Here is a 23,416-nt window from a genome sequence, read left to right on the forward strand (position 1 = left end):
CTCACCGCCGGGGCATGAGGACATCCGGCCAGCCTTCGGGACGACGACGAACGAGGGCACCCGGTCTTGGCCACTGGCACGGACACACCCGGACCAGCCGGCTCACGAGCTTCACCACACGACCCTGCGCACGGCTGCGCGGGTCGACGTACCGCTGAGAGGTCAGGAGCATCACATGAACGACATGAACCGACGCAGCTTCATGAAGACCACGGGGCTGGGAGTGCTGGGCGCCTCGGTGCTGGCCGCCTGCGGGGAGGGCAGCTCCTCGGCGCAGGGCGGCGGCACCACGGAGGTGCGGTTCGCCTGGTGGGGCGGCACCGAACGCCAGCAGATGTACAACGACGCCCTGGACCTCTTCGAGAAGCAGAACTCCGGGATCACGGTCCTTCCCGAGTTCGCCGACTACGACGCCTACCAGGAGCGCATGGTCACCCAGATGGCGGCCGGCGACGTGCCGGAGGTCTTCTGGATCCCCTCGGCCCAGGTCCTCACTTATCACGCCGCCGGGCTGTACCGGCCGCTGGACGACCTCGAGGCGCTGGACCTGTCCGACTTCAGCGAGGCCGACCTGGAGTCGTTCAAGCTCCACGGCGAGCTCAACACCATGCCCAAGTCGCTGTCCAGCCCGGCGCTGCGCTACAACCAGACCTTCCTCGAGGACGAGGGCCTCGAAATGCTGCCCGACGACGAGGGCTGGACCTGGGACGCGCTGTCGGAGTACCTCATCGACTACACCAACAACAACGCCCAGGGCCGTAAGGGCACCACCTACAACGCCCAGACGGACCTGTGCTTCGAAGCCTGGCTGCGCCAGCACGGTCAGCAGCTGTGGACCGCCGACGGAGAGGCCGGCTTCGACGTCGACGGCGTCGCCGGCTGGTTCGAGTGGTGGGAGACGCTGCGCAAGGCCGGCGCCGCGACGAGCCTCAGCGAGCAGGAGGGCCCCGCTCCGGAGTGGCCGGTGGTCGGGGACAAGGTGCTCGCCACCTTCGGCAACTCGAACCACATCGCCGACGAGGCCGCGATGTACCCGGACTACGAGTTCCTGCTCCGCCGGATGCCCGTGCTGCCGGACGCCGAGGCCGGCCACCGGTTCATCTACCTCAGCCGCCTGGCGATGTACCAGGACACCGAGGACTCCCGCATCGAGGCGACCGCCAAACTCATCGACTTCAACATCAACGCCTCGGACATGCTGCAGATCGTCGGCCTCTCCGCCGGCGCCCCGCCCAACCCGCGCCTGCTCCAGGAGGCGTACGAGACGGCGACCCCGGACGAGGAGAAGATGCTCGCCATCATCGAGGAGGAGCAGGCCGCGGAGCGGCGTCCGCGCTACGAGTCGCCGGCCGGCTCGAGCACCTGGCGCATCATCATGACCCGCGGCGTGGAGGAGGTGGCGCTGGAGCGGTCCAGCATCTCCGACGCCGCCACCCGCGTGGTCGAGGACATCCGAGCCGCGCTCGCCGAAGCACGATGACGAACACGGCCCTGCGTCACGAAGCGCCCGCGGAGGCCGTGTCCGAGTCCCGGCAGACCAGGAAGAGGCCGAAGACCGCTTCCTACCGGCGCCAGGGCGGCGCGGCCCACATCTTCCTCCTGCCGTGGCTGCTGGGACTGGTGCTCATTACCGCCGTACCGCTCCTGGCCTCGTTGTACCTGGCGTTCACCGACTACAGCCTCCTCACCGAGCCGGAGTTCGTCGGGCTGGAGAACTTCCGGCAGATGCTCGACGACGAACGGTTCTGGGCCGCCGTGGGGGTCACCCTGCGGTACGTGCTGGTCTCGGTGCCCGTGCAGCTCGGCTTCGCCCTGCTGCTCGCCGTCATCCTCGACAAGGGCATCAAGGGGCTGCCGTTCTACCGCAGCGCCTTCTATCTGCCGTCGCTGCTCGGCAGCAGCGTCGCCGTCGCCATCCTGTGGCGTCAGCTCTTCGGCCACGAGGGCCTGATCAACCAGGCGCTGGCACTGTTCGGCGTCGAGGGCTCCAGCTGGCTGCAGAACCCCGACACCGCCCTGTCGACCCTCGTGGTGCTCAACGTGTGGACCTTCGGCTCACCGATGATCATCTTCCTCGCCGGGCTGCGGCAGATCCCCGCAGACCTGTACGAGGCCGCGCGGGTGGACGGCGCCGGGCCGGTGCGGCAGTTCACGATGATCACCGCGCCGCTGCTGACGCCGATCATCTTCTTCAACCTGATCCTGCAGACGATCGGCGCCTTCCAGGCCTTCACGCAGGCGCACATCATCAGCGGCGGCACCGGCGGCCCGCTCGACTCCACGCTGTTCTACACGCTCTACCTGTACCAGCAGGGTTTCGTGAACTTCAGCATGGGCTACGCCTCGGCGATGGCCTGGGTGCTGCTGGTGGCGATCGGGCTCGTCACCGCGGGGCACTTCCTGCTGTCCAAGTACTGGGTCTTCTACGGGGATAACTGATGGCTACCGCAACCGCTACCGAGCTGGCCCACCGAGGTCCGCGCCGCCGTCGTCCGGGGCGTCCGGCCCTGAAGCACCTGGTGCTGGGGTTCTTCGTCCTGCTGATGATCTATCCGCTGCTGTGGATGGTCGCCAGCTCGTTCAAGCCAGGCGAGCTCGTGCTCTCCGAGCCGGGCCTGATCCCCAGCGACGTGACCTTCGAGAACTACCGCGACGGCTGGAACGCCCTCAACTACCCGTTCTCGCGGTTCTTCCTGAACTCGCTGTTCGTCAGCGTGGGGGCCATCCTCGGCAACCTCTTCTCCTGCTCGCTCGCGGCCTACGCGCTGGCACGGCTGGAGTTCCGGGCGCGCCGGCTGTACTTCGCCATCACCCTGGCGTCGGTGATGCTGCCGCTGCACGTGCTCGTGGTGCCGCAGTACATCGTGTTCTCCGAGCTGGGCATGGTGAACACGTACTTCCCGTTGCTGCTGCCGAAGTTCCTGGCGACCGACGCGTTCTTCACCTTCCTCATGGTGCAGTTCATCCGGACGCTGCCCCGCGAGCTGGACCAGGCGGCCGCCATCGACGGCGCGGGCCCGTTCCGCACCTTCTGGTCGATCATCCTGCCCCTGCTGAAGCCGGCGCTGATCACCACGACGATCTTCACCTTCATCTGGACGTGGAACGACTTCTTCACCCCGCTGATCTATCTCACGTCCACGGAGATGTTCACCGCGCCGGTGGCGCTGAAGTCGTTGGTGGACTCCCAGACCCAGCAAGGCATCGGGATCCTCTTCGCGATGTCCCTGCTGTCCCTGATCCCGATCCTGGTGTTCTTCGTCGTCGCGCAGAAGTACCTCATCCGCGGGATCGCCACCACGGGGATCAAGTAGGCGCCCGCGCCTGCCCGCCCCGCCAACACCTCAACGCTGACCGACCTAAGGGAGACAACGTGCAGGCCGAACCGACGCTGGGACTCGACGACCGACGCGGCTTACGTACCGAGGAGTGGTACCGCACCGCGACCCGGTGGACCCAGCTGACGCTGACCGAGAGCGACCCGCTGCACTTCGACCCGCAGGTCTGGGTCGACATCATGCGAGAGAACCGGTCAAACGCCGCCTGCCTGAGCGCCGGCGGATACATGGCCTTCTACCCCTCGCAGGTCCCGTTCCACTACCGCAGCAAGTACCTCGGCGACTCCGACCCCTTCGGCGCTCTCGTGGAGGGCGCCCGCAGCCTGGACATGCACGTCATGGCCAGGGTGGACTCCCACGCGATCCACGCCGACGCGCTGCGGGCCCACCCGGAGTGGGCGGCGCTGGACGAGGACGGCGAGCCCTACGAGCACTGGGCCTTCCCGGGCATCTGGGTCACCTGCCCCTTCGGCCCGTACAACCGGGAGTTCATCACCGACGTCGCCCGGGAGCTGGTGCGCGACTACGACATCGACGCCGTCTTCGCCAACCGCTGGCAGGGCCACGGCATCTCCTACAGCGAGCACGCCCGCCGCACCTTCCGCGACGACACCGGCCTGCACCTGCCCACCGGCCCCTACGACGCCGACGACCCCGCCTGGCGCGCGTACCCGGGCTGGCGGCGCCAGCAGCTCAGCGACCTCGTCGCCTTCTGGGACACCGCGATCCGCGACGTGCGCCCGCACGCCCGCTTCATCCCGAACCTCGGCTCGTTCGCGGCGCACGAGCTCGAGCGGGACCTGATCGACAAGCACTACCCGCTGTTCTTCATCGACCGGCAGGGGCGCGACGGGATCGACGCGCCGTGGTCGGCCGGCCGCAACGCCAAGCGCAGCCGCGGCGTGTTCCGAGACCGTCCCGTGGGACTGATCTCCTCGGTGGGTCCGGAGAACGCCACCCACCGGTGGAAGGACTCCGTCACCACCGGCGCCGAGATGAAGACCTGGATCGTCGACGGCTTCGCCCAGGGCGCCTTCCCCTGGTTCACCAAGTTCAACGGCACCATCTCCGATAACCGGTGGATCGAACCGGTCGCCGAGGCCTTCGCGCTCCATGCCACCGTGGAACCGGTGCTGTCCCGGCTGCGGATCACCGCCGACGTCGCGCTGCTCGACCCCACCAGCACCGGGCCCAGCCATCTCAAGCAGGACGGCGAGCGGTTCAGCCACGAGGACGGCTTCTACCACGCGCTGCTCGAGGCGCGGGTGCCGTTCGAGTTCATCTCGGACAAGGCGCTCACCGCCGAGGAGCTCGCCCGCTTCAAGGTGCTCGTGCTGGCCAACGCCGAGCGGCTGAGCGAGGCGCAGTGCGGGCTCATCGCCGACTTCGTCCGGGCCGGCGGCTCCCTGGTGGCGGCCCACCAGACCTCGCTGCTGACCGAGCGGGGCGAGCCAAGGTCCAACTTCGGGCTGAGCGACGTGCTCGGCGTGGACCTGCAGGAACCCGTCCGCGGCCCGGTGCGCAACAACTACGCCGAGCTGACCGGCGAGCACCCGGTCCACCGCGGCTTCGAGGGGGCCAAGCGCATCATCGGCGGGACCCAGCTGGTCGGGGTATCGGCGCACGAGGACGCCGACGTGCCGTTCCGGTTCATCCCGGACTACCCCGACCTGCCCATGGAAGAGCTGTACGTGCGTGAGCCCGCCCGCGACCCGGCCGTCGTCACCCGGCAGCACCCCGGCGGCGGTCGCGTGGCCTACCTCGCCTTCAACATCGGCTCGCTGTTCTGGGAGGCCCTGCAGCAGGACCACGGCCGACTCATCGGCAACACCGTGGACTGGGCGCTGGGCACCGAGCCTCGGGTGCGCGTGGACGGCGTCGGGCTCTTCGACATCGCCGTGTACGAGGGTACCTCCGAGATCGCGGTCGCCCTGGTCAACCTCACCAACCCGATGACCATGCGCGGCCCCATCCGGGAAACCATGCCGGTCGGCCCGCTCACCGTCTCGGTCACCCTGCCGCCCCACGCGCGGCCGACCGCCGCCACCCTCCTGGTGGCGGGGCAGGACCAACCGGTGACCGTCCAGGACGGTCAGGCCACCAGCACCGTGCCGAGCCTCGAGCTCCTCGAGGTTGCGCACCTCACCTGGGACGGAGGCACCCCATGACCTCGCGCGACGACGACGACGCGGCGGCCCGGCCGCGCTTCGCCGCGAACCTGTCCATGCTGTACACCGACCGGCCTTTCCTCGACCGGTTCGCCGCCGCCGCGGCAGACGGCTTCACCGGCGCGGAGTTCGTCAGCCCCTACGAGCAGCCCGCGGCCGCCGTCGCCGCCGCGCTGCGCGAGGCCGGCCTGACCCAGGTCCTGTTCAACCTGCCCGCCGGGGACTGGGCGGCGGGGGAGCGGGGCATCGCCTGCCTGCCCGACCGGGTCGCGGAGTTCCGCGACGGCGTCCAGCGCGCCATCGAGTACGCCCACGCGCTGGGCTGCAGCCGGCTGAACTGCCTGGCCGGGATCGCGCCGGCCGGCGTCAGCCCCGCCGAGGCGGAGAGCACCCTGGTCGCCAACCTGCAGCACGCCGCGCCGCTGCTGGCCGACGCCGGGATCACACTGCTGGTGGAGGCGGTCAACACCCGCGACGTGCCCGGCTTCGCGGTCCCCACCATCGCCGACGCCGAGCGCCTGCGGCAGCGGGTGGGCTCGCCCGACCTGGCCCTGCAGTACGACCTGTACCACGCGCAGATCATGCACGGGGACCTGTTGCCCACCTACCTGCGGCACGCCGAGCACATCCAGCACATCCAGATCGCCGACCACCCCGGCCGGCACGAGCCCGGCACGGGCGAGATCAACTACGCCTTCCTGCTGTCCGCCCTCTACGCGGCCGGCTACACCGGCTGGATCGGGTGCGAGTACGTGCCGACCGACCCAGCCGGACCCTCCTGGCTGACCGAGATCATCCCGACGACCGAGACCGCCCGCTTGACCGAGACCGCCCACTGAAGACGGAGCACCATGCAGATCGGATTCATCGGCCTGGGCGTCATGGGACGCCCCATGGCGCACAACCTCATCGACGCCGGGCACGCCCTGCGCCTGCACCGCGTCAAGGAGATCTCCCAGCCGCTCGTCGACGCCGGCGGGACACCGGGAGCCTCGCCGCGGGAGGTGACGCAGGGCGCTGACGTCGTCATCCTCATGGTGCCCGACACCCCCGACGTCGAGGAGGTCCTCTTCGGTGAGGACGGCGTGGCGGCCGGTCTCGCACCCGGCACCCTCGTGATCGACATGAGCTCGATCTCCCCGGTGGCCACCAAGGACTTCGCCCGCCGCATCACCGAGCTGGGCGGAGAGTACGTCGACGCCCCGGTCTCCGGCGGCGAGGCCGGCGCCCGGGACGGCACCCTGACGATCATGGCCGGCGGCACCGCCGAGTCCTTCGCGCGGGCGCGGCCCCTGCTGGACGTGCTCGGCGGCACGGTCACCCGCATCGGTGACGTCGGCAGCGGCCAGACCGCCAAGGTCGCCAACCAGATCGTCGTCGCCCTGACCATCGAGGCGGTGGGCGAGGCGCTCACCTTCACCCGGCGCGCCGGGGCCGACCCCGCCGTCGTGCGCGAGGCCCTGCTCGGCGGGTTCGCCTCCTCCAAGATCCTGCAGGTGCACGGGCAGCGGATGATCGACCGGGAGTTCACGCCCGGTTTCCGCATGCGGCTCCACCGCAAGGACCTCGGCCTGGCGCTGGAGTCCGCCTCGAGCCTCGACCTGGCGCTGCCCGCCACGGCCGGCGCGGCCCAGCTGATGAACGCCGCGCTGGCGCGCGGCGACGGCGACGCCGACCACTCCGCCCTCGTCCGCGCCGTCGAGCACCTCTCCGGCATCGACGGTGACGCCGACGGCGACGCCCCCTCGGCATGACCTCCGCCGGGCCGCTGTGGTGGCAGGAACCGTTCCAGATGTTCCAGACCAACCTGCGCGAGATCGACGCGAGCCTGGGCGTCGAGCGGGTGCTCGACCACATCGAGGAGTTCGGGGCCAACGCCTGGCTGCTCAACGTCGGTGGCATCATCGCCAACTACCCCAGCGAGCTGTCGGCACAGACCCCGAACCCGGCCCTGGACGAGCGGGCCGGCGGTGATCTCGTGGGCGACGCCGTGCGCGCCGCCCACGCCCGAGGCGTGCGGCTGCTCGCCCGGATGGACTTCTCCAAGGTGGATCGCCGGCGCGCCGAGCAGCACCCGGAGTGGTGCTTCGTCAGCCCCACCGGGAGCCGTCAGGTCTACAACGGGCTCACCAGCGTGTGCCCGAGCGCGCCGTACTACCAGCAGCAGAGCTTCGCGGTGGTCGAGGAGGTCCTCGACCGCTACGACGTCGACGGGTTCTTCTTCAACTGGGCCTCGTACAACGAGGTGGACTACTCCGGCACCTACTGGGGCGTGTGCCACTGCCAGGCGTGCGCACGAGCCTTCACCGCCTGGTCCACTCGATCGGGACGGGTCGGGCGGGCGCTGCCCGCCGGGCCCGAGCACCCGGACTACCCGGAGTGGCAGGAGTTCGCGGCGGGCACGATCGCCGACCTCGGCGCCCGGATGCGCGACCTGATCGCCGCCCGGCGACCGGAGGCGCCGCTGATCATGGGCGACACCTCCGACATCGTCTTCCACGAGGCCAACAACCAGGTGGGCCGGCCGCTGTGGCACTACCGCACCGCCGAGCAGGTCAGCGCGGCCAAGACCTTCCGGCCCCGCAAGCCGGTGCTCACCAACGCCGTGTCGTTCGTGGACATGCCCTACCGGTGGGCCGGCGAGGAGCCGCACCACATGGCCCAGCACCTGGTGCAGGCCATCGCACGCGGGGCCAACCCGTCCACCTACATCATGGGCACCCCGGACGTCGGCCGCTACGAGTGCCTGGACGTGGCCGCACGGATCACCCGGCACCACCGCGACCACCGAGACGTCTACTCCGGGCTCGTCCCCGCCGCCCGCACGCTGCTCGCGCGACCCGACCCGCTCAAGCGTGGCGACCACCGGCTGCGCACGGCCGAGTTCCAGGGGCTGTACGTGGCACTGCAGGAGCGGCACGTCCCCTTCGACGTGCTGCCCGAGCACCGGCTCGCCCACCCTGACGGGACTGCCGAGGACCGGCAGGCCGACGTCGAACGGTTGGGCCGGTACGCCGTCGTGGTGCTGCCCGACCTCGGGCCTCTGGCGCCTGCGGCGCGGGACGTCCTGGACTCCTTCACCGCCGACGGCGGCACGGTGGTCGCCACCGGCTCCACCAGCTTCGACGGCGACTCCGCCCAGTTGGCCGGGTCGCCGGCAGCCGGTCGCCTCGCCGTGCTGGACACCGTGGAGGCGACCCGCTCGATGCACCTGCGGCCAGAGACCGCCGACGGGTTCCCGGTACCCGTCATCGGGGCCTATCACGTGGTGGAGCCCGCCGACGGCGCGGACCGCCACATGGCCGCCATGTCCCGCGCGCCCTACGGCCCGCCGGAGAAGTGCTACGGCCACCTCGAGCTCGATCACCCCGGCTACCTCGTCGGCCACCACGGGCCCGGAACCGTCGCCGTCGTGCCCTGGACCGTCGGCCACGGCTACCGAGAGGTGGGACTCAGCGCCCACCGCGACCTCATCGTCGACCTCCTGCTGCGCGTCGCCCCGAGCCCGGTCGCCGCCCGCACCGACCTGCCCGACCAGGTCGACGTCATCGCCGGCCGCTCAGCCGCCGGGGAGGTGGTGCACCTGATCAACATGTCCGGCGCCGCGCCCCAGCGGTTCGGCGCCCCGCTGCCGATCCACGGCGCGCGGTTGTGGCTGCCGTGGCTGCGGGACGGTTCGCGGGTGCGCGCGCTGGTGACCGGCGTCGACCTCCCCGTCACCGGCGGACCGGACGGCCCGACCGTGGAGCTGCCCACGCTCGAGCTCTTCGAGGTGCTCGTCGTCGAGGACGGCTCGTGAGCGCCCCCGACCGGCTGCTCGTCACCGGCGGCCTGTCCGACGACGATCGCGCCCGCCTCGCCGGTCTCGTCACCGATCTCGCCCCGGACACGGCGATCGACCACGTCCCGTCCCTGGCGGATGCCGGAGCCCTCGTTGAGCGCGCGACGGCGATCGCCGGCGCCGTCAGCCCCGAGCTGTTCGGGCGTGCTCACGACCTGCGTTGGGTGCACAGCTGGGCGGCGGGAGCCGACGGGCTGCTGTTCCCCGAGATGCTCGACAGCCCGGTGGCCCTCACCTCGGCTACCGGCAACGGCGCGGTCCCCCTCGCCGAGCACGCGATGCTGCTGATGCTCATGCTCAGCCGGGACGCCCCGCGCTGGCAGCGGGCGCAGCACGAGGCGCGCTGGGACCGGTTCCCGCACGGGGAGCTGGCCGGCGCGACCGTCGGCATCGTCGGGCTGGGGCACAGCGGCGCCGACCTCGCGGCCAAGGCGCGGGCCTTCCACATGCGGGTGCTCGGGCTGCGCCGGGCAGCACGGGAACCGGTGCCCGGGGTCGACCGGGAGTACACCCCCGCCGAGCTGCACACCTTCCTGGCCGCCGCCGACTTCGTCGTCGTCACCGCTCCGCTGACCGCGCAGACCCGCGGGATGTTCGATGCCGCGGCCTTCGCCGCGATGAAGGCCACGGCCCACTTCATCTGCATCTCCCGCGGGCAGATCGCCGACGACGACGCCCTCCTGGCCGCTCTGCAGGACGGGCGGATCGCCGGCGCCGGCCTCGACGCGCACGGCGTCGAGCCCCTGCCGGCCGACAGCCCGTTCTGGTCCCTGCCCAACGTCATCGTCACGCCGCACAACGGGGCGACGACGCCACAGACCAAGGCACGTGGCGTCGACATCTACCTCGACAACGTCCGCCGCTTCCTGACGGGCGAGCCCCTGCGCAACGTGGTAGACAAGGCCGCCGGTTACTGACTGCCGCACCGCCCTTCTCCGCCAACGGGGGAAACGTCGCTGCTTCGGTGAGACGTCACTTGCTCGTCGGACAGGGGCAACCCCCGATCAGCGGGTCGCCGGGTCCTCGTCGCGGTGAGATGTCAGTTGTTCGGTGCATGTCATTGGAGTCGTCCGCGAGTTGTGCCCTGCGAGCGGACCGGCAGGGCGATGGCCTGCCGGTGGCTGCGATCACTGGGTGTCGTCGCAGGGTGGCTCCGAGCGGCGAGATTCCGCGGAAGGTCCGCCATGTCAGTGGGTCGTACTAGTGTTCGACTCATGGTCAACGACGCAGCAGCCGCCGCTAGCTCGGGAGAGGCATCCCGGGTGACGGCTACTGCCGCGTCCGGCGAGGCCGCCTCGCCGACCAGGTTCACCAAGCCGGCAGAGCCGAGGCGCGGCAAGGGCGGCAGGGGCCCCAAGCGCCCGAAGGCGACGAGGAACCCGAAGGCTACGAGGAACGTGGAGGCAACGAAGCCAGCGGAGAGCGCCGAGATGGCGACGCCGAGGAGATCGGCCGCCACAGAGGCTCCGATGCGGTTGAGTGTGGGCCAGCTCGTGGAGTTCCGTGAGGGTCTGACCGCGATGGATCGGGATATGACCGACGCCGAACGGGTCGATCTGTTGCGCGCCCTGGAAGAGGTCACCGGCTCGATCGCCGCCGCGCAGGCCACGCTGGCCGCGGACCTGGATGCGTCGGTGCGGGAAGCACAAAGGGCCGCGGGGGTGCCGGCGGCCCGGCGTGGCGCGGGCGTCGCGGCCCAGGTGGCCCTGGCCCGGCGGGTCTCGCCCTCGCGTGGTGTGGTCCAGCTCGGACTGGCGAAGGCCCTGACCGCGGAGATGCCGCACACCATCGCCGCCCTGGCGGGCGGGCAGCTCAGCGAGTGGCGCGCCACATTGCTCGTCAAGGAGACCGCGTGCCTGACCCGGGAGCATCGTGAGGAGATCGACGAAGAGCTCTGCGCCGACCCGGCTGGTCTGGAGGGGTGGGGAGACCGGCAGCTGGTCGCCGAGGTCCGCCGGCTCGGTGCCGATCTCGAGCCCGAAGCCCTGGTCAACCGCGCCAAACGCGCCGAAGCGGACCGGCGGGTCACCCTGCGGCCGGCCCCGGACACCATGAGCCAGCTCTCCGGACTGCTGCCCGTCGGCGAAGGTGTCGCCGTCTACGCCGCGCTCAAGGGCGAGGCCGACGCCGCGCGCTCCAGGGGTGACGAGCGCACCCGAGGGCAGGTCATGGCCGACACCCTCGTCGAACGCGTGACAGGACAGTCCCGCGCCGAGGACGTCCCGGTCCAGGTCAACCTCATCATGACCGACCGGTCCCTCCTCGGCGCCGATACCGAGCCCGCCGTGATCCCCGGTCACGGCACCGTGCCCGCCGGCTGGGCCCGCGACCTGGTCACCACGGCCCTCCAGACCGACCACAAAGACACCGCCAGCAGTACCGCGACCGGCACGACGGGGACCTCGACGACCGGCACGGACCTCTCCAGCACCGGTACCAGTACGTCGACAAAAGCCGGTAGCGGGTCTGTCGGGGTTTGGCTGCGGCGCCTGTTCACCGACCCGAGCGGTAGCGCCCTGGTCGCAATGGAATCCGCCGCCCGGCGCGCACCCGCCGGCCTGGCCCGCTACATCACCACTCGGGACCAGACCTGTCGGACCCCGTGGTGCGACGCCCCGATCCGCCACATCGACCACGTGCAACCGCACACCCGCGGTGGAGCTACCGAAGCCGACAACCTCGAAGGACTTTGCGAGGCGTGCAACTACGCCAAAGAAGCACCCTGGTGGTCCACCCGAGCCAGCTCCGACGGCGCGGCAGGCTCGACGGGATCGCCAGGCTCGACCGGGCCACCGGTCACCATCGTCACCCCCACCGGGCACACCTACACCTCCCGACCTCCCGCACCGCCGGGCGCACCCCGACAAAGTCGGGCAGCACCAGAGCCGAGCGCATCCGAAGACCGTCGACAGCGACGGACCGACGCTGCCTGACGCCGCCGCACGGCGCCGCACTGCGGTCCGAGGTGGCTCGTGTGGTCAGAAGGTCGTGTCGTGATCGCGACGTTCTTTTCCTCGCAGGGCCGCCGAACCTGTCGAGCGTGATCCGTGTCGCGGACCTGGCCGTGCCGCACCTGCCGGATGGTGCAGCGTGCACCACTCGGCCGGCGTTGCCCGTGTACGTGTAGGGTCCAGCATCGTTTAAGCGCTGCCACAACTCGCCGCAGCAAAGCGATGGCCTGCGTATTTGCTCGTGCCTCTTGACGTCCGGCGACGTGCGTATAAAGGTTTAAGCATGGCTCGCCGTTGGACATCTCAGGACGTCGCCGCGCTGGCCGGGGTGTCGGTGGCGACGGTGTCCTACGTGATGAACGGGCGCATGATCGACCGAATCCCGGCTCCGACGCGGGAGAAGGTGCTCTCCGCCGCTCGACAGCTCGACTACTCGCCCAACCGCGCCGCCCAGAGCCTGCGCCGGCAGAAGACCGAGCAGATCTGCCTGGTGGTCGACTCGATCGGTGTCCCGGTCATCGACCAGCTGGCACGGGACCTGCACGCCGCGGCCGACGACATCGGCTACGGACTGATCACCATCGTCGTCGGCTCGGACGAGCGTGGCGAGAAGGCCACCAGGCTGCTGCACCAGCGGATCGCGGACGGCGCCGTGATCGCGCCGTCGAACGTGTTCCGGTTCCGTGAGGAGAGCCTGGGCGACCTCGCCCGCGGCGGCCTCCCGCTCGTCGTCATGAACAACACCGTGCGGCCGGCGGGCTTCGACGTCGTCCGGGCGCCCGAGCGGGAGGCGTGCGGGGAGGCGATGGACCACCTGCTCTCCAGCGGCCGGCGGAGGGTCGCGTTCCTCGGCCACCACGAAGAGGTCACGAACCCGACTACGCGCGCCGAGTCGGCGAGGATGGGCGCGTACCTGTGGGCACTGGCACGGCACGGCATCGACGCCGACGAGAGCCTCATCGTCGAGGGCGCCGACGAGCGCGTCGCCGGCTACCGGGCGGCCACGGAGCTGTTGCAGCGGCCGGACCGGCCGGAAGCCATCTTCGCTGCCTCCGCCCGCTCGGCGATCAGTGCCATCTGGGCGGCGCGCGACGCCGGTCTCGCCATTCCCGACGACGTCGCCGTCGTCGGCTGCGGCAACCTTCCCGAGACCGAGATCACCCGTCCCCGCCTGAGCACCGTCGGTCCGCCCACGACCGAGGACTTCACCGAGGTGTCCCGCCTGCTCTTCGATCGACTCCTGGCGAAGGAGCGCCTCCCGGAGCGCGAGATCACCAACCCGTGGGCATTCGTCCCGCGCGGGTCGACCTGACCCGTGTTCGCAACGTCGCGAGAAGGAGAACCACCATGGCTGTACAACCCACCCGTCGCCAGCTTCTCCAGTGGACGGGCGTCGGCGCAGTCGCCGGCCTGACCGGGTCGCTCACAGCATGCGGCTCCGGTGCGCCCGAGCAACCCGGCGGAACCGGCGGAGGTGGCGGTGAAGGGTCCGGCAACGCGTTCACCGTCTACTGGAACGCCGGACACGCGTACCAGACGTACGAGGAGGTGCTGGCGGAGTTCGGCGAGGAGAAGGACCTCAGCATCAACTTCCAGAAGTACCAGTGGCCTGACCTGCGCACCCGCCTGCTCTCGGACTTCGCCTCGGGCAACGCCCCGGACCTGGTCGAGGACACCAGCTGGGTGCAGGAGTTCGCGATCAGCGGCGAGGCGATGTCGCTGCAGTCGTACATCGATCGGGACGGCGAGGAGATGGGCTATCCCGACGACTGGCAGCCGACCACCCTCGACCGGGTCTCCTACGAGGGCGAGACTTACGGCATCCAGCTGCACCTGACGTGCGTCCTGCCGTTCTACAACACGGCGATGCTCGACGACGCCGGCGTCGAGGTGCCGCAGACCTGGGACGACGTCCTCGCGGCGGCGCAGGAGCTCACCACCGACGACGTGCACGGCATCGCCCTCAACCAGGACCACAGCTACGCGTGGTCCTGGCTGCTCCAGAACGGCGTGCGGTACTACGACCCCGACACGCAGGAGCTGCTGGCGCCGCGGGACAAGGCGATCGAAGCCCTGCAGTTCCAGGCCGATCTGGTGCACAAGCACAAGGTCGCACCCATCCCGACGCCCGGGACCGACTACTCGGGTCCGCAGAAGCTGCTCTCGGCGAACCGCGCGGCGATGATCCTGACCGGGCCGTGGGACCTCCTTCCGATCGAGGAGACGAGTCCGGACCTGCCCCTCGGCATCGCGCCCGCCTTCCGCAACGTGGAGCAGGCCTGTGTGCAGGCCGGGAGCAGCATGTTCATTCCGGCCAACGCGGCGCATCCCGACGCCGCATGGGACCTGATCAAGCGGCTCACCTCGCTGGAGGTCGAGAAGCAGGTCACCGAGGAGGCGGGCATGCTCATGCCGCGCAAGTCGTGGGCCCAGTCCGAGATGGTGCAGAACAACGAGCGCTTCTCGGTGTTCGCCGACGCCTTCCCGTACGCGGTGGACTACTCGTCGAACCTGCGCCTGACCGGTAAGAGCGGCGAGATCACCGAGCTGTTCAAGACGCTCTACCAGGACGTCGTCATCAACAACACGCCCGCGGAACAGGCCGTGCAGACCTTCGTCACGGCCGGCGAGAGGGTCCTGGCGAGCTGACTCATGAACCGACCCGACACACGGGTCGGACCACGTGCGGGCGGCCCTGCCGCCGGCACGGCCGACCCCACAGCAACCGGTCCGGGATCGACAGGGCCGCCGAGCAGATGGCGCATGACGATGTCGCGCCGGTACGCGCTGACGGCGTATCTGTTCCTGATCCCGGCCTTCATCTTCTTCGGGCTCATGTACTACGGCCCGATCATCAACATCCTCGGGAACTCGTTCCACACGGGCCCGCAGGCGGACCAGTTCGCCGGCCTGGAGAACTTCGTCCGGGTCATCTCCGACCGGGCCGTGCACAACTCCTTCGTCGTCACCCTGATCTTTGGTGCCGGAACGACGCTCGGGGCCCTCGTCATCGGGCTGGCCCTCGCTCTGCTGGTCGACAAACCGCTGCGGGGCCGGGTCGTCTTCCGGGCGGCGCTGCTGGTGCCGTACCTGACGTCCGTCGCCATCGTCGGCCTGCTGTGGCGCAACATCCTCGACCCCCAGCTCGGCATCCTGAACCGTTTGCTGGACAGCCTGGGGATGCCGACGCAGATGTGGCTCACCACCCACCCGCTGGCCACGATCATCGGTGTCACGCTGTGGATGAACGTCGGCTACACCATGGTGCTGTTCCTGGCCGGCCTGCAGGGGATCCCCGACATGTATCACGAGGCCGCGACCATCGACGGCGCGAGCTCGTGGCAGCGTTTCTGGAAGATCACCCTGCCGCTCCTCGCCCCGACCACGCTGTTCGTCTCCGTCATGTCCGTCATCAGCGGTCTGCAGGCGTTCGCGCAGGCCTACATCATCACCGGCGGCGGGCCGGCGAACGAGACCGACCTCTACATCTTTCACGTCTTCAACGTCGCGTTCACGTCCCGCGACTTCGGCTACGCGTCGGCGCTGTCCTTCCTGCTGCTGCTCGTCATCATCGCGTTCACGGTGCTGCAGCTACGGGCGGGCCGCCGGGGGGAGGTGCAGTACTGATGCTTCAGCGCATGAGCCCGGCGGCGCGGATCGCCTGCTACGTCCTGCTCACCCTCGCCGCGGTCGCGACCGTGCTGCCGCTGATCTACATGCTGTCGCTGTCCCTGCAGACCCGGACGGAGACGATGTCCGCCGATCCGGTGCTCTGGCCGGAGGCGCTGCAGTGGCAGAACTACGCCGAGCTGTTCGAGCGGGCACCGTTCGGCCACTTCATCCTGAACAGCATCATCGTCGCCGGCGGGATCACGCTGGCGCACATGATCTTCGACCCGCTCGTCGGGTACGTTTTCGCGAAGTTCCGGTTCCCGTTGCGCAACACGCTGTTCCTGCTGCTGCTGGTCACGCTGATGGTGCCGCTGTTCGTCCGGATGATCCCGCTCTACACGATGATGTCGAACATCGGCTGGATCAATACCCACCAGGGACTCATCGCGCCGTTCCTGATGGACGCGTTCGGCATCTTCCTGATGCGGCAGTTCATCCAGCCGATCCCGGACGACCTGATGCACGCCGCGCGGATCGACGGCGCGTCCGAGCTGCGGATCTACGTCAAGGTTATTCTGCCGCAGGTCAAGCCCGCGCTCGCGGTGCTCGGCCTGTTCACGTTCGTGTTCCAGTGGAACGAGTTCCTGTGGCCGCTGGTCGCGACCACCACGGAGGAGATGCGCACCATCCCGGTCGGGCTGACGTTGTTCAACCAGGAATACTTCACGCTGTGGCACCTGACGGCCGCCGGCTCTGTGCTGCTGTTCCTGCCGACCGCTCTCATCTTCCTGCTCACGCAGCGCTACTTCGTCCGTGGCATCACCTTGAGCGGCATCAAGTAGTGGCGCGGTATCGAGCAGTCGAGCAGGACCAATACAGAGGAGATGGATGTCTGGTCATCGGGCCGAGCGGCCGAACGTCATTGTGGTCTTCACCGATCAGCAGCGCTGGGACAGCACAGGGGTGCACGGGAACCCGCTGGATCTCACGCCCACCTTCGACCGCGTCGCCCGATCGGGCACCCACGCGGTGCAGGCCGTCACGCCCCAGCCCGTGTGCGCGCCCGCACGGGCGGCGATCCAGACGGGGCAGTACCCGACGACCACGGGCTGCTTCCGCAACGGCATCCCGCTGCCCGAGGACTGCCGCACCCTGGCCGACCACTTCGGTGGCGCCGGCTACGCCACCGGGTACATCGGCAAGTGGCACCTCTCGGACACCGAGCCCGTGCCGCGGGACCAGCGCGGCGGCTACCAGTCGTGGCTGGGAGCCAACGTCCTCGAGTTCACCTCCGACGCCTACCGCGTCGTCGTGTTCGACGACGACGGCGAGCCGGTCATGCTGCCGGGGTACCGCTCGGACGCGCTGTTCGACGCCGCGATCCGCTTCGTCGGCGATCACGCCGACCCGGCCGGCGGCTCGGTCGATGACAAGCAGGCCGCGGAGGGGCAGGACGGTGAGGAGCGGCAGCCGTTCTTCCTGTTCTGCTCGCTGATCGAGCCGCACCACCAGAACGAGACGGACTCCTACCCCGCGCCCACCGGGTACGAGGAGCGCTACCAGGGTCGGTGGCTCCCGCCCGACCTGGCGACGCTCGCCGCGGCCGAGGACACCACCGTGCACCGACACATCGGGGGCTACTACGGCCAGATCCGCCGTGTCGACGAGGGGTTCGGCCGGCTGCTCGACGCCCTGCGCAGCATGGATCAGCTGGACAACACCATCATCGCGTTCACCTCCGACCACGGGTGCCACTTCAAGACCCGCAACAGCGAGTACAAGCGCTCCTGCCACGACGGCTCGGTGCGCGTGCCCATGGCGCTGAGCGGACCAGGATTCGACGGCGGACGCCGGATCGACCGCCCGGTCAGCACCATCGACCTTCCGCCGACCCTGCTCGACGCCGCGGGCCTGGACGTGCCCCCGCAGATGCAGGGTCGCTCGATGCTGCCGCTGCTCGCCGAGCCCGACGGCGAGGCGGCCGCCGACTGGCCGCAGGAGGCCTTCATCCAGGTCAGCGAGTCCGTGGTGGGGCGTGCCGTCCGGACGTCACGGTGGAAGTACTTCGTGACGGCGCCCGACGCCGACCCCTGGCACGCCGCGTCGAGCGACCGCTACGTCGAGGCCGAGCTGTACGACCTGGACCACGACCCGTACGAGCTCGACAACCTCATCGGCCTGCCGTCGCACCGGGAGATCGCCGACGAGCTCTGTGAACGCCTGCTCGAGCGGATGGTCGAGGCGGGGGAGGAGAAGCCGGTGATCGACCGGCACCCGGCCGGTGCCATGGCGGGCCAACGGCGTGTCGATCCCCACGTGCACGGCTCGAGCCGGGCGCCCAGGCGGTTCGGGCACCAGCCGCGCCGCGGCTGAGCCGCCGACGTCCCCCCGCGCCGGGAACTGCCGACGCGGGGAGCGAGCGGGCAGCCCTCGGACCTTCCTCAGACCTGGGCGGCGAACCGCGCCACCTCTGCCTGGACGCGCTCGCGCAGCGGTGCCTTCTGCTCCTCCGGCAGCCAGCACGCCTCGACGCCGGCCAGCGCCATCGCACCCAGCCGCTCGGCCGGCACCTCCAGCTGGTCGGCCAGGATCCGGTACTCGCCCGCCAGCGTGGTCGGGAACATGCCCGGGTCGTCGGACGCCGGGACGAGGTTCAGGCCCGCCTCGAGCATCGCGGCGATCGATGCGCGGCGCCACGGCCGCCAGGACCGGCGCGACGTCGTCGAGACGACCGTGAACGGCACCTGCTCCTCGCGGACCCGCGCGACGACGGCGTCGTCCTCGAGGACGAAGTAGCCGTGGTCGATCCGGTCGCAGCCGAGCAGGTCGAGGCAGGTGATGGTGTTCGCGGCCACCGGGGCGTGCTCGGAGGAGTGCGCCGTGCGCCGCAGACCCGCCTCGCCGGCGAGCCGGTACGCCTCCGCGAACCGCTCGGGCGGGCCCTTCGTCTCGAGGTTGTCCAACCCGATGCCCACGACATACTCGTGCGGCATCGCCACCACCTCCCGGACCCGTTCGAGCGCCTGCTCAGCGGTGCCGGAGCGGTCGATCGCCGCGATCAGCCGGCCAGTCATGCCGAACTCCCGCTCGGCCATCCGCACCCCCTCGGCGATCGCCTCGACCATGCCCGTGTAGCCCAGGGAGGTCAGCTGCTCGGGGAGGGTGTCGAAGGAGACCTCGAGGTGCGCGGTGCCGCTCTGACGGTGCGCCGCTTCGAACGCCTCGTAGGCCAGGCGGGTGTAGTCGTCACCGTCGCGCAGCGCGTCGTTGACCCAGCTGGAGACCTGGAACAGCGGGTAGGACACCGCCGGCTCGTCCGCGCTCGGGCCCTGCGGCACCGGCACGCGGGTGTCGCTGTACAGCGTCGGGTCCGGCGGCTTGGAGTTGACGCTCGCGTAGATCTGCTCGGGGGACGCGGGCAGCGCCAGCTTCTCCCGCCGGGTCAGCTCGGCGAACGTCGAGGCCCGGGTGGTGCCGATGAGGTGGCAGTGCAGATCCACCTTCGGCAGCCGGTCGATGAGCTCCTGGACTCGCGGCTGGACCATCAGGCGCCCGACACCTCGCGCGCGAACCGCTCGACCCACTCGTCGCGGTTGGGCACCAGCTGGGTCGGGTCCAGGGTCTGGTAGCCGGCGGCCACCGGGTCGTCCGCGATGTCGCCGACGACGTCGGTGACCTCGGTCGGGACGGTGGCCTCGGGGTTGACCGGCAGGTCGCCGACGAGCTCGGCCGACGAGGTCTGCGCCTCGGCGGAGAGCAGGTAGTCGACGAAGGCGTGCGCGCCCTCGGCGTTCGGGGCACCGTCGGGGATCATCGCCCGGTTCGTCGCCATGAACCGGCCTTCGGCCGGAGCGGTCCAGGCGATCGGCTCGTCGGAGGCCACCAGGTCGGTGGCGAAGCCGCTGATGGTGTCGGCGGCGATGATCTCGCCCTGGGTGAGCAGGTTCGTGACCTCCGTCGTGGAGCTGTAGAACTGCAGGATCCCGGGCGCCCACTCGCCGAGCTTGGCGTAAGCGGTGTCGATGTCGTACGGGCCGTCGCCGTAGGTCTCGGCGACGCCGGAGATCATCAGCTGGCCCGCGGTGACGGAGATGTCCGGCAGCGCCACCCGGCCGGCGTACTGCTCGTCGCCGTAGAGCTCCCAGTCCGCCGCGGTCTCGGCGTCGAGCTCGTCGGTGCGGTACATCGTGCCGTTGAGCTGGTAGCTGTACGCCGGGCCGTGGTACGCGTCCTCGACGGCGAAGTCGGCGATCGTCTCCAGGTTCGGCACCTGACCGGCGTCGAGCTCCTGGAAGAGGCCCTTGTCCTGGGCCAACGCGGCGTAGTAGTCCGAGATCAGCATGACGTCGATGCCCGGGTCGCCGTCGGCGAGCTGGAGCTGGGAGACGCGGTCCGCGTTCGAACCGGTCTCCACCACCACCTCGATGCCCGTCTTCTCGGTGAACGGGTCGATCACCGCTTCCTGGAACTCCTCGACCCCGAACGGGAAGGTGCTCAGGACGACCGTGTCGCTGGCGCCGTTACCGTCCTGCCCGCCGTCGTCCGTGCCGCCGGAGCAACCGGCGAGGACCAGGGACGCGGCGGTCAGGCCGACGGCGGCAGCGCGGCTGCGGGGGTGTGCGGTTCGGGTCATGGTCGGTTCCTTCCGGGACGGGCGAGCTCGGGCGGGCGGGACGCAGTGGGTCAGGCGGGCAGGGTGACGAGGCGGGATGCGGAGATCGTGGCGACGGCGCGGTCACCCGCGGCCAACGGCCCGGCGGCGCCCGCGCGGACGTCGGCGAGGAGCTTGACGTCGGCGCCGCTCGGGTCGACCGCGGCGAGCGTGACGAGCATGTCGACGCCCCGGTAGGCGACGTCGACGACGGTGGCCGGCACGGTGAGGGCGCCGGCGGGGGCGTCGGCCACCTCGGTGGCCAGGTCCACATGCTCCGGCCGCACCGTCAGGGTGGCGCCGTCCGCGGTGGTCAGGAAGTTCTCGTAGCCGAGGAACTCGGCGGCGAACCGGTTGGCGGGCGCGGGGAAGACCTCTCGCGGGGACCCGTGCTGCATGACGTGGCCGTCCTGCATGAGAACCATCTCGTCGGAGAGCTCGAGCGCCTCGTCCTGGTCGTGGGTCACCAGCACAATCGTCAGGCCGGTCTCGGCCTGGATGCGGCGCAGCTCGGCACGCATCTGCAGGCGCAGGCGGGCGTCGAGGTTGGACAGCGGCTCGTCGAGCAGCATGAGCCTCGGCCGGATGGCGATGGCTCGAGCCAGTGCGACGCGCTGCTGCTGCCCGCCGGAGAGCTTGCCCGGCTTCGCGGTCGCCAGGTGCCTGAGCCCGACCAGGTCGAGAGTCTCGGCCACGCGCTCGCGCCGCGCAGCCCGGGGCACTCGGCGCAGCTTGAGGCCGTACCCGACGTTCTCGGCCACGCTCATGTGCGGGAAGAGCGCGTAGGACTGGAACACCATGCCCAGGTCACGCTTCTCCGGCGGTGTCCGGGTCGCGTCCACGCCGCCGATACGGATGCGTCCGGAGGTGGGCATGAGATATCCGGCGAGCATCCGCAGCGTCGTCGTCTTCCCGCAGCCGCTCGGCCCGAGGAGCGTGGTGAACCTGCCCTCCTCGATAGTCAGGTCCACGTGGTCGACGGCGGCGAAGTCGCCGAAGACCTGACTGACGTCGACCAGCTCGGCAGCGACGGTCATCGGTTGATCCCTCCGAAGATCTTGGCGAAGCCCACAGTCCGTTCCGCGACGAGCGCGATGACGACGGTCAGGGCGAGCAGCAGGGTCGACATGGCGGCGACCATCGGGTCGTAGCGCTGCTGGACGTAGTCGAGCATCGTCACCGGCAGCGTGCGGAAGTGCCGGGTCTGCAGCAGCAGTGACAGCGGTACGTTGTTGAAAGAGGTCACGAAGCTCAGCAGCCCGGCCGAGAAGATCCCGGGACGCAGCAGCGGCAGCGTGATGGTCCAGAACGTGCGTACGGGGGAGGCGCCCAGGCCGCGCGCCGCCTCCTCGAGCGCCGGGTCCGCCATGGCGAGCGAGGCCCCGGTCACCCGAACGGCGTAGGGGAACATCAGGACGGTGTGCCCGATGACCAGCGTCGGGAAGTTCGCCATGTCCAGCCCGACCATCAGCTGCTGGAACAGCGCGAGGCCGACCACCAGCTCGGGCACGATCAACGGCGAGAGGAACAGGCCCTCGACCAGGTTCTTCCCCGGGATGCGGCCGCGGTGGATGCCGAGGGCGACCGGGACGCCGAGCGCGAGCGACACCGCGGTGGCGATGAGCGCCAGCTCCACGCTGGAGACCAGCGCGGAGGTGAACGGTTCGTACGTCGCCGCCTCCTCGAACCACCGCAGGGAGAACCCCTGCGGCGGGAACTCGAGCGTGCTGCCGGCCGTGAACGCCGTCGTCACGACGAAGAAGATCGGGACGATCATGATGATGTAGGCGAGGACCGCCATGGTCGCCATGACGGGATGCTTGGTGCTCACGTGGTCGCTCCTCTGCGGCCGGCCAGCGTGGAGAAGCCCGAGACGGCGAACACCAGGACCGTCATGATCAGCGCCGTGGCGGAGGCCGCCGCCCAGTCGAGGGTGGCCGTCGAGTACGAGTACAGCTGTGTGGAGAGCATCCGCTGGCGCGACCCACCGAGCAGGTAGGGCGTGGTGTAGGCGGTGATCGAGCCGGCGAAGACGAGGGTCGCGGCGACGACGACGCCAGGCCAGGACAGCGGGACGACGACGTCCCAGAAGGTTCTGGCGCGGCCGGCACCGAGCCCGCGGGCGGCCTCGTCGAGACCGGCGGGGACCTGCGCGACGGCGGAGTACGTGGCGATGATCGCGAGCGGCATGAACAGCTGGGTCAGGCCCAGGACGATCGCCACGGGCGTGTAGAGCAGCTGCGGCGCGTCCTCGACCAGCCCCAGCGCGGTGAGCGCCTGGCCGATGACGCCGTTGGAGCCGAGGATGACCAGCCACCCGAACGTGCGCACGACGTTGGAGAGCAGCAGCGGGAAGATCGCCAGCGCGAGGAGGAGACCGGCCCAGCGCGACCGGGAGCGAGCCAGCAGGTAGGCAAGCGGGAACCCGAGCGTGAGGCACAGGACCGTGACGATCAGCCCGAGCCCGATCGTGCGGCCGATGATGGTCAGGTCGAAGGGGTCGGTGAGCATTCGGCCGAGCCGCGCGAGCACCTCGCCAGTGGTGACGCCCGGCGGCGCGAGCAGCATGATCACCGACGGGATCAAGAACCCTGCCAGGAGCACGGCGAGGCCGGGCACGATGAGCAGCCCTTGCCGTCGAGAACCCACGCCGTCGCCTCCGGAACCTCTCTGAGGAGTGCGGCAGGCCGACGCACGACGTGCGCAAGCTCCCGCGCACACATCTGCGTACTCGGTCGGATGTAACCGGTTGTGGAACCGGTTACGGTGGGACACTAGCGGGTCGTTGTCGCGCCCGTCACTCCCGGTTCATCTTGTGGAACGTCTTGGGCCGGGCCCGACCTGACCGTTGCGAG

19 protein-coding genes are annotated in these 23,416 nt (G+C 70.1%); 14 read left to right on the plus strand and 5 right to left on the minus strand.

The window, feature by feature from the left end:
• The first annotated feature begins 175 nt into the window (after positions 1-175).
• The 14 genes from ABD907_RS18400 (at position 176) to ABD907_RS18465 (ending at position 18,283) form a co-directional block, all read left to right on the plus strand.
• Positions 176-1,480: an ABC transporter substrate-binding protein gene (locus tag ABD907_RS18400; protein ID WP_345218229.1), complete on the plus strand. Its 1,305-nt coding sequence runs from the start codon at positions 176-178 to the stop codon at positions 1,478-1,480.
• Positions 1,477-2,439 (plus strand): carbohydrate ABC transporter permease, encoded by a 963-nt coding sequence (locus ABD907_RS18405; protein WP_345218232.1) that lies wholly within the window; start codon positions 1,477-1,479, stop codon positions 2,437-2,439. The genes ABD907_RS18400 and ABD907_RS18405 overlap by 4 nt, the downstream gene beginning before the upstream one ends.
• Positions 2,439-3,314, plus strand: a complete 876-nt coding sequence (locus ABD907_RS18410; protein ID WP_345218234.1) for a carbohydrate ABC transporter permease — start codon at positions 2,439-2,441, stop codon at positions 3,312-3,314. The genes ABD907_RS18405 and ABD907_RS18410 overlap by 1 nt, the downstream gene beginning before the upstream one ends.
• Positions 3,315-3,373: 59 nt before the next feature.
• Entirely contained in the window at positions 3,374-5,506 is a 2,133-nt protein-coding gene (locus ABD907_RS18415) for a family 10 glycosylhydrolase (protein ID WP_345218236.1), read from the plus strand.
• A complete protein-coding gene (otnI, locus tag ABD907_RS18420; RefSeq protein ID WP_345218238.1) occupies positions 5,503-6,345 on the plus strand; it encodes a 2-oxo-tetronate isomerase in 843 nt (280 codons plus the stop codon). The genes ABD907_RS18415 and otnI overlap by 4 nt, the downstream gene beginning before the upstream one ends.
• 12 nt (positions 6,346-6,357) lie before the next feature.
• Positions 6,358-7,260, plus strand: coding sequence for a 2-hydroxy-3-oxopropionate reductase (locus ABD907_RS18425; RefSeq protein WP_345218240.1), 903 nt, complete (start codon positions 6,358-6,360; stop codon positions 7,258-7,260).
• On the plus strand, positions 7,257-9,305 hold the full coding sequence (locus ABD907_RS18430; RefSeq protein WP_345218243.1) for a beta-galactosidase: 2,049 nt from the start codon (positions 7,257-7,259) through the stop codon (positions 9,303-9,305). The genes ABD907_RS18425 and ABD907_RS18430 overlap by 4 nt, the downstream gene beginning before the upstream one ends.
• Entirely contained in the window at positions 9,302-10,264 is a 963-nt protein-coding gene (locus tag ABD907_RS18435) for a D-2-hydroxyacid dehydrogenase (protein WP_345218244.1), read from the plus strand. The genes ABD907_RS18430 and ABD907_RS18435 overlap by 4 nt, the downstream gene beginning before the upstream one ends.
• 552 nt (positions 10,265-10,816) lie before the next feature.
• Positions 10,817-12,280, plus strand: coding sequence for an HNH endonuclease (locus ABD907_RS18440; RefSeq protein ID WP_345218245.1), 1,464 nt, complete (start codon positions 10,817-10,819; stop codon positions 12,278-12,280).
• Positions 12,281-12,581: 301 nt separating this feature from the next.
• A complete protein-coding gene (locus ABD907_RS18445) occupies positions 12,582-13,610 on the plus strand; it encodes a LacI family DNA-binding transcriptional regulator (RefSeq protein ID WP_345218248.1) in 1,029 nt (342 codons plus the stop codon).
• A gap of 35 nt (positions 13,611-13,645) precedes the next feature.
• Positions 13,646-14,947: an ABC transporter substrate-binding protein gene (locus ABD907_RS18450; protein ID WP_345218250.1), complete on the plus strand. Its 1,302-nt coding sequence runs from the start codon at positions 13,646-13,648 to the stop codon at positions 14,945-14,947.
• A gap of 114 nt (positions 14,948-15,061) precedes the next feature.
• Positions 15,062-15,925: a carbohydrate ABC transporter permease gene (locus ABD907_RS18455; RefSeq protein ID WP_345218252.1), complete on the plus strand. Its 864-nt coding sequence runs from the start codon at positions 15,062-15,064 to the stop codon at positions 15,923-15,925.
• Positions 15,925-16,752, plus strand: coding sequence for a carbohydrate ABC transporter permease (locus ABD907_RS18460; RefSeq protein WP_345218254.1), 828 nt, complete (start codon positions 15,925-15,927; stop codon positions 16,750-16,752). Before ABD907_RS18455 ends, ABD907_RS18460 begins: the two co-directional genes overlap by 1 nt.
• Positions 16,753-16,798: 46 nt before the next feature.
• Positions 16,799-18,283 carry a sulfatase family protein gene (locus tag ABD907_RS18465; protein ID WP_345218258.1) on the plus strand — a complete coding sequence of 495 codons (1,485 nt, stop codon included), beginning with the start codon at positions 16,799-16,801 and terminating at the stop codon, positions 18,281-18,283.
• A gap of 68 nt (positions 18,284-18,351) precedes the next feature.
• Here ABD907_RS18465 and ABD907_RS18470 read toward each other — a convergent pair whose 3' ends face one another.
• From ABD907_RS18470 to ABD907_RS18490, 5 genes are read right to left on the minus strand one after another with little or no spacing between them, the layout of a single operon-like run.
• The gene (locus ABD907_RS18470) at positions 18,352-19,455 is read right to left on the minus strand and encodes an adenosine deaminase family protein (protein WP_345218260.1); all 1,104 of its coding nucleotides are present in this window, start codon (positions 19,453-19,455) and stop codon (positions 18,352-18,354) included.
• Positions 19,455-20,543, minus strand: coding sequence for an ABC transporter substrate-binding protein (locus tag ABD907_RS18475; RefSeq protein WP_345218262.1), 1,089 nt, complete (start codon positions 20,541-20,543; stop codon positions 19,455-19,457). Before ABD907_RS18475 ends, ABD907_RS18470 begins: the two co-directional genes overlap by 1 nt.
• A gap of 50 nt (positions 20,544-20,593) precedes the next feature.
• Entirely contained in the window at positions 20,594-21,598 is a 1,005-nt protein-coding gene (locus tag ABD907_RS18480; protein ID WP_345218265.1) for an ABC transporter ATP-binding protein, read from the minus strand.
• Positions 21,595-22,392, minus strand: coding sequence for an ABC transporter permease (locus ABD907_RS18485; RefSeq protein ID WP_345218268.1), 798 nt, complete (start codon positions 22,390-22,392; stop codon positions 21,595-21,597). Before ABD907_RS18485 ends, ABD907_RS18480 begins: the two co-directional genes overlap by 4 nt.
• Positions 22,389-23,210 (minus strand): ABC transporter permease, encoded by an 822-nt coding sequence (locus ABD907_RS18490; RefSeq protein WP_345218272.1) that lies wholly within the window; start codon positions 23,208-23,210, stop codon positions 22,389-22,391. Before ABD907_RS18490 ends, ABD907_RS18485 begins: the two co-directional genes overlap by 4 nt.
• Positions 23,211-23,416 lie beyond the last annotated feature (206 nt).

Source organism: Georgenia halophila (assembly GCF_039541595.1).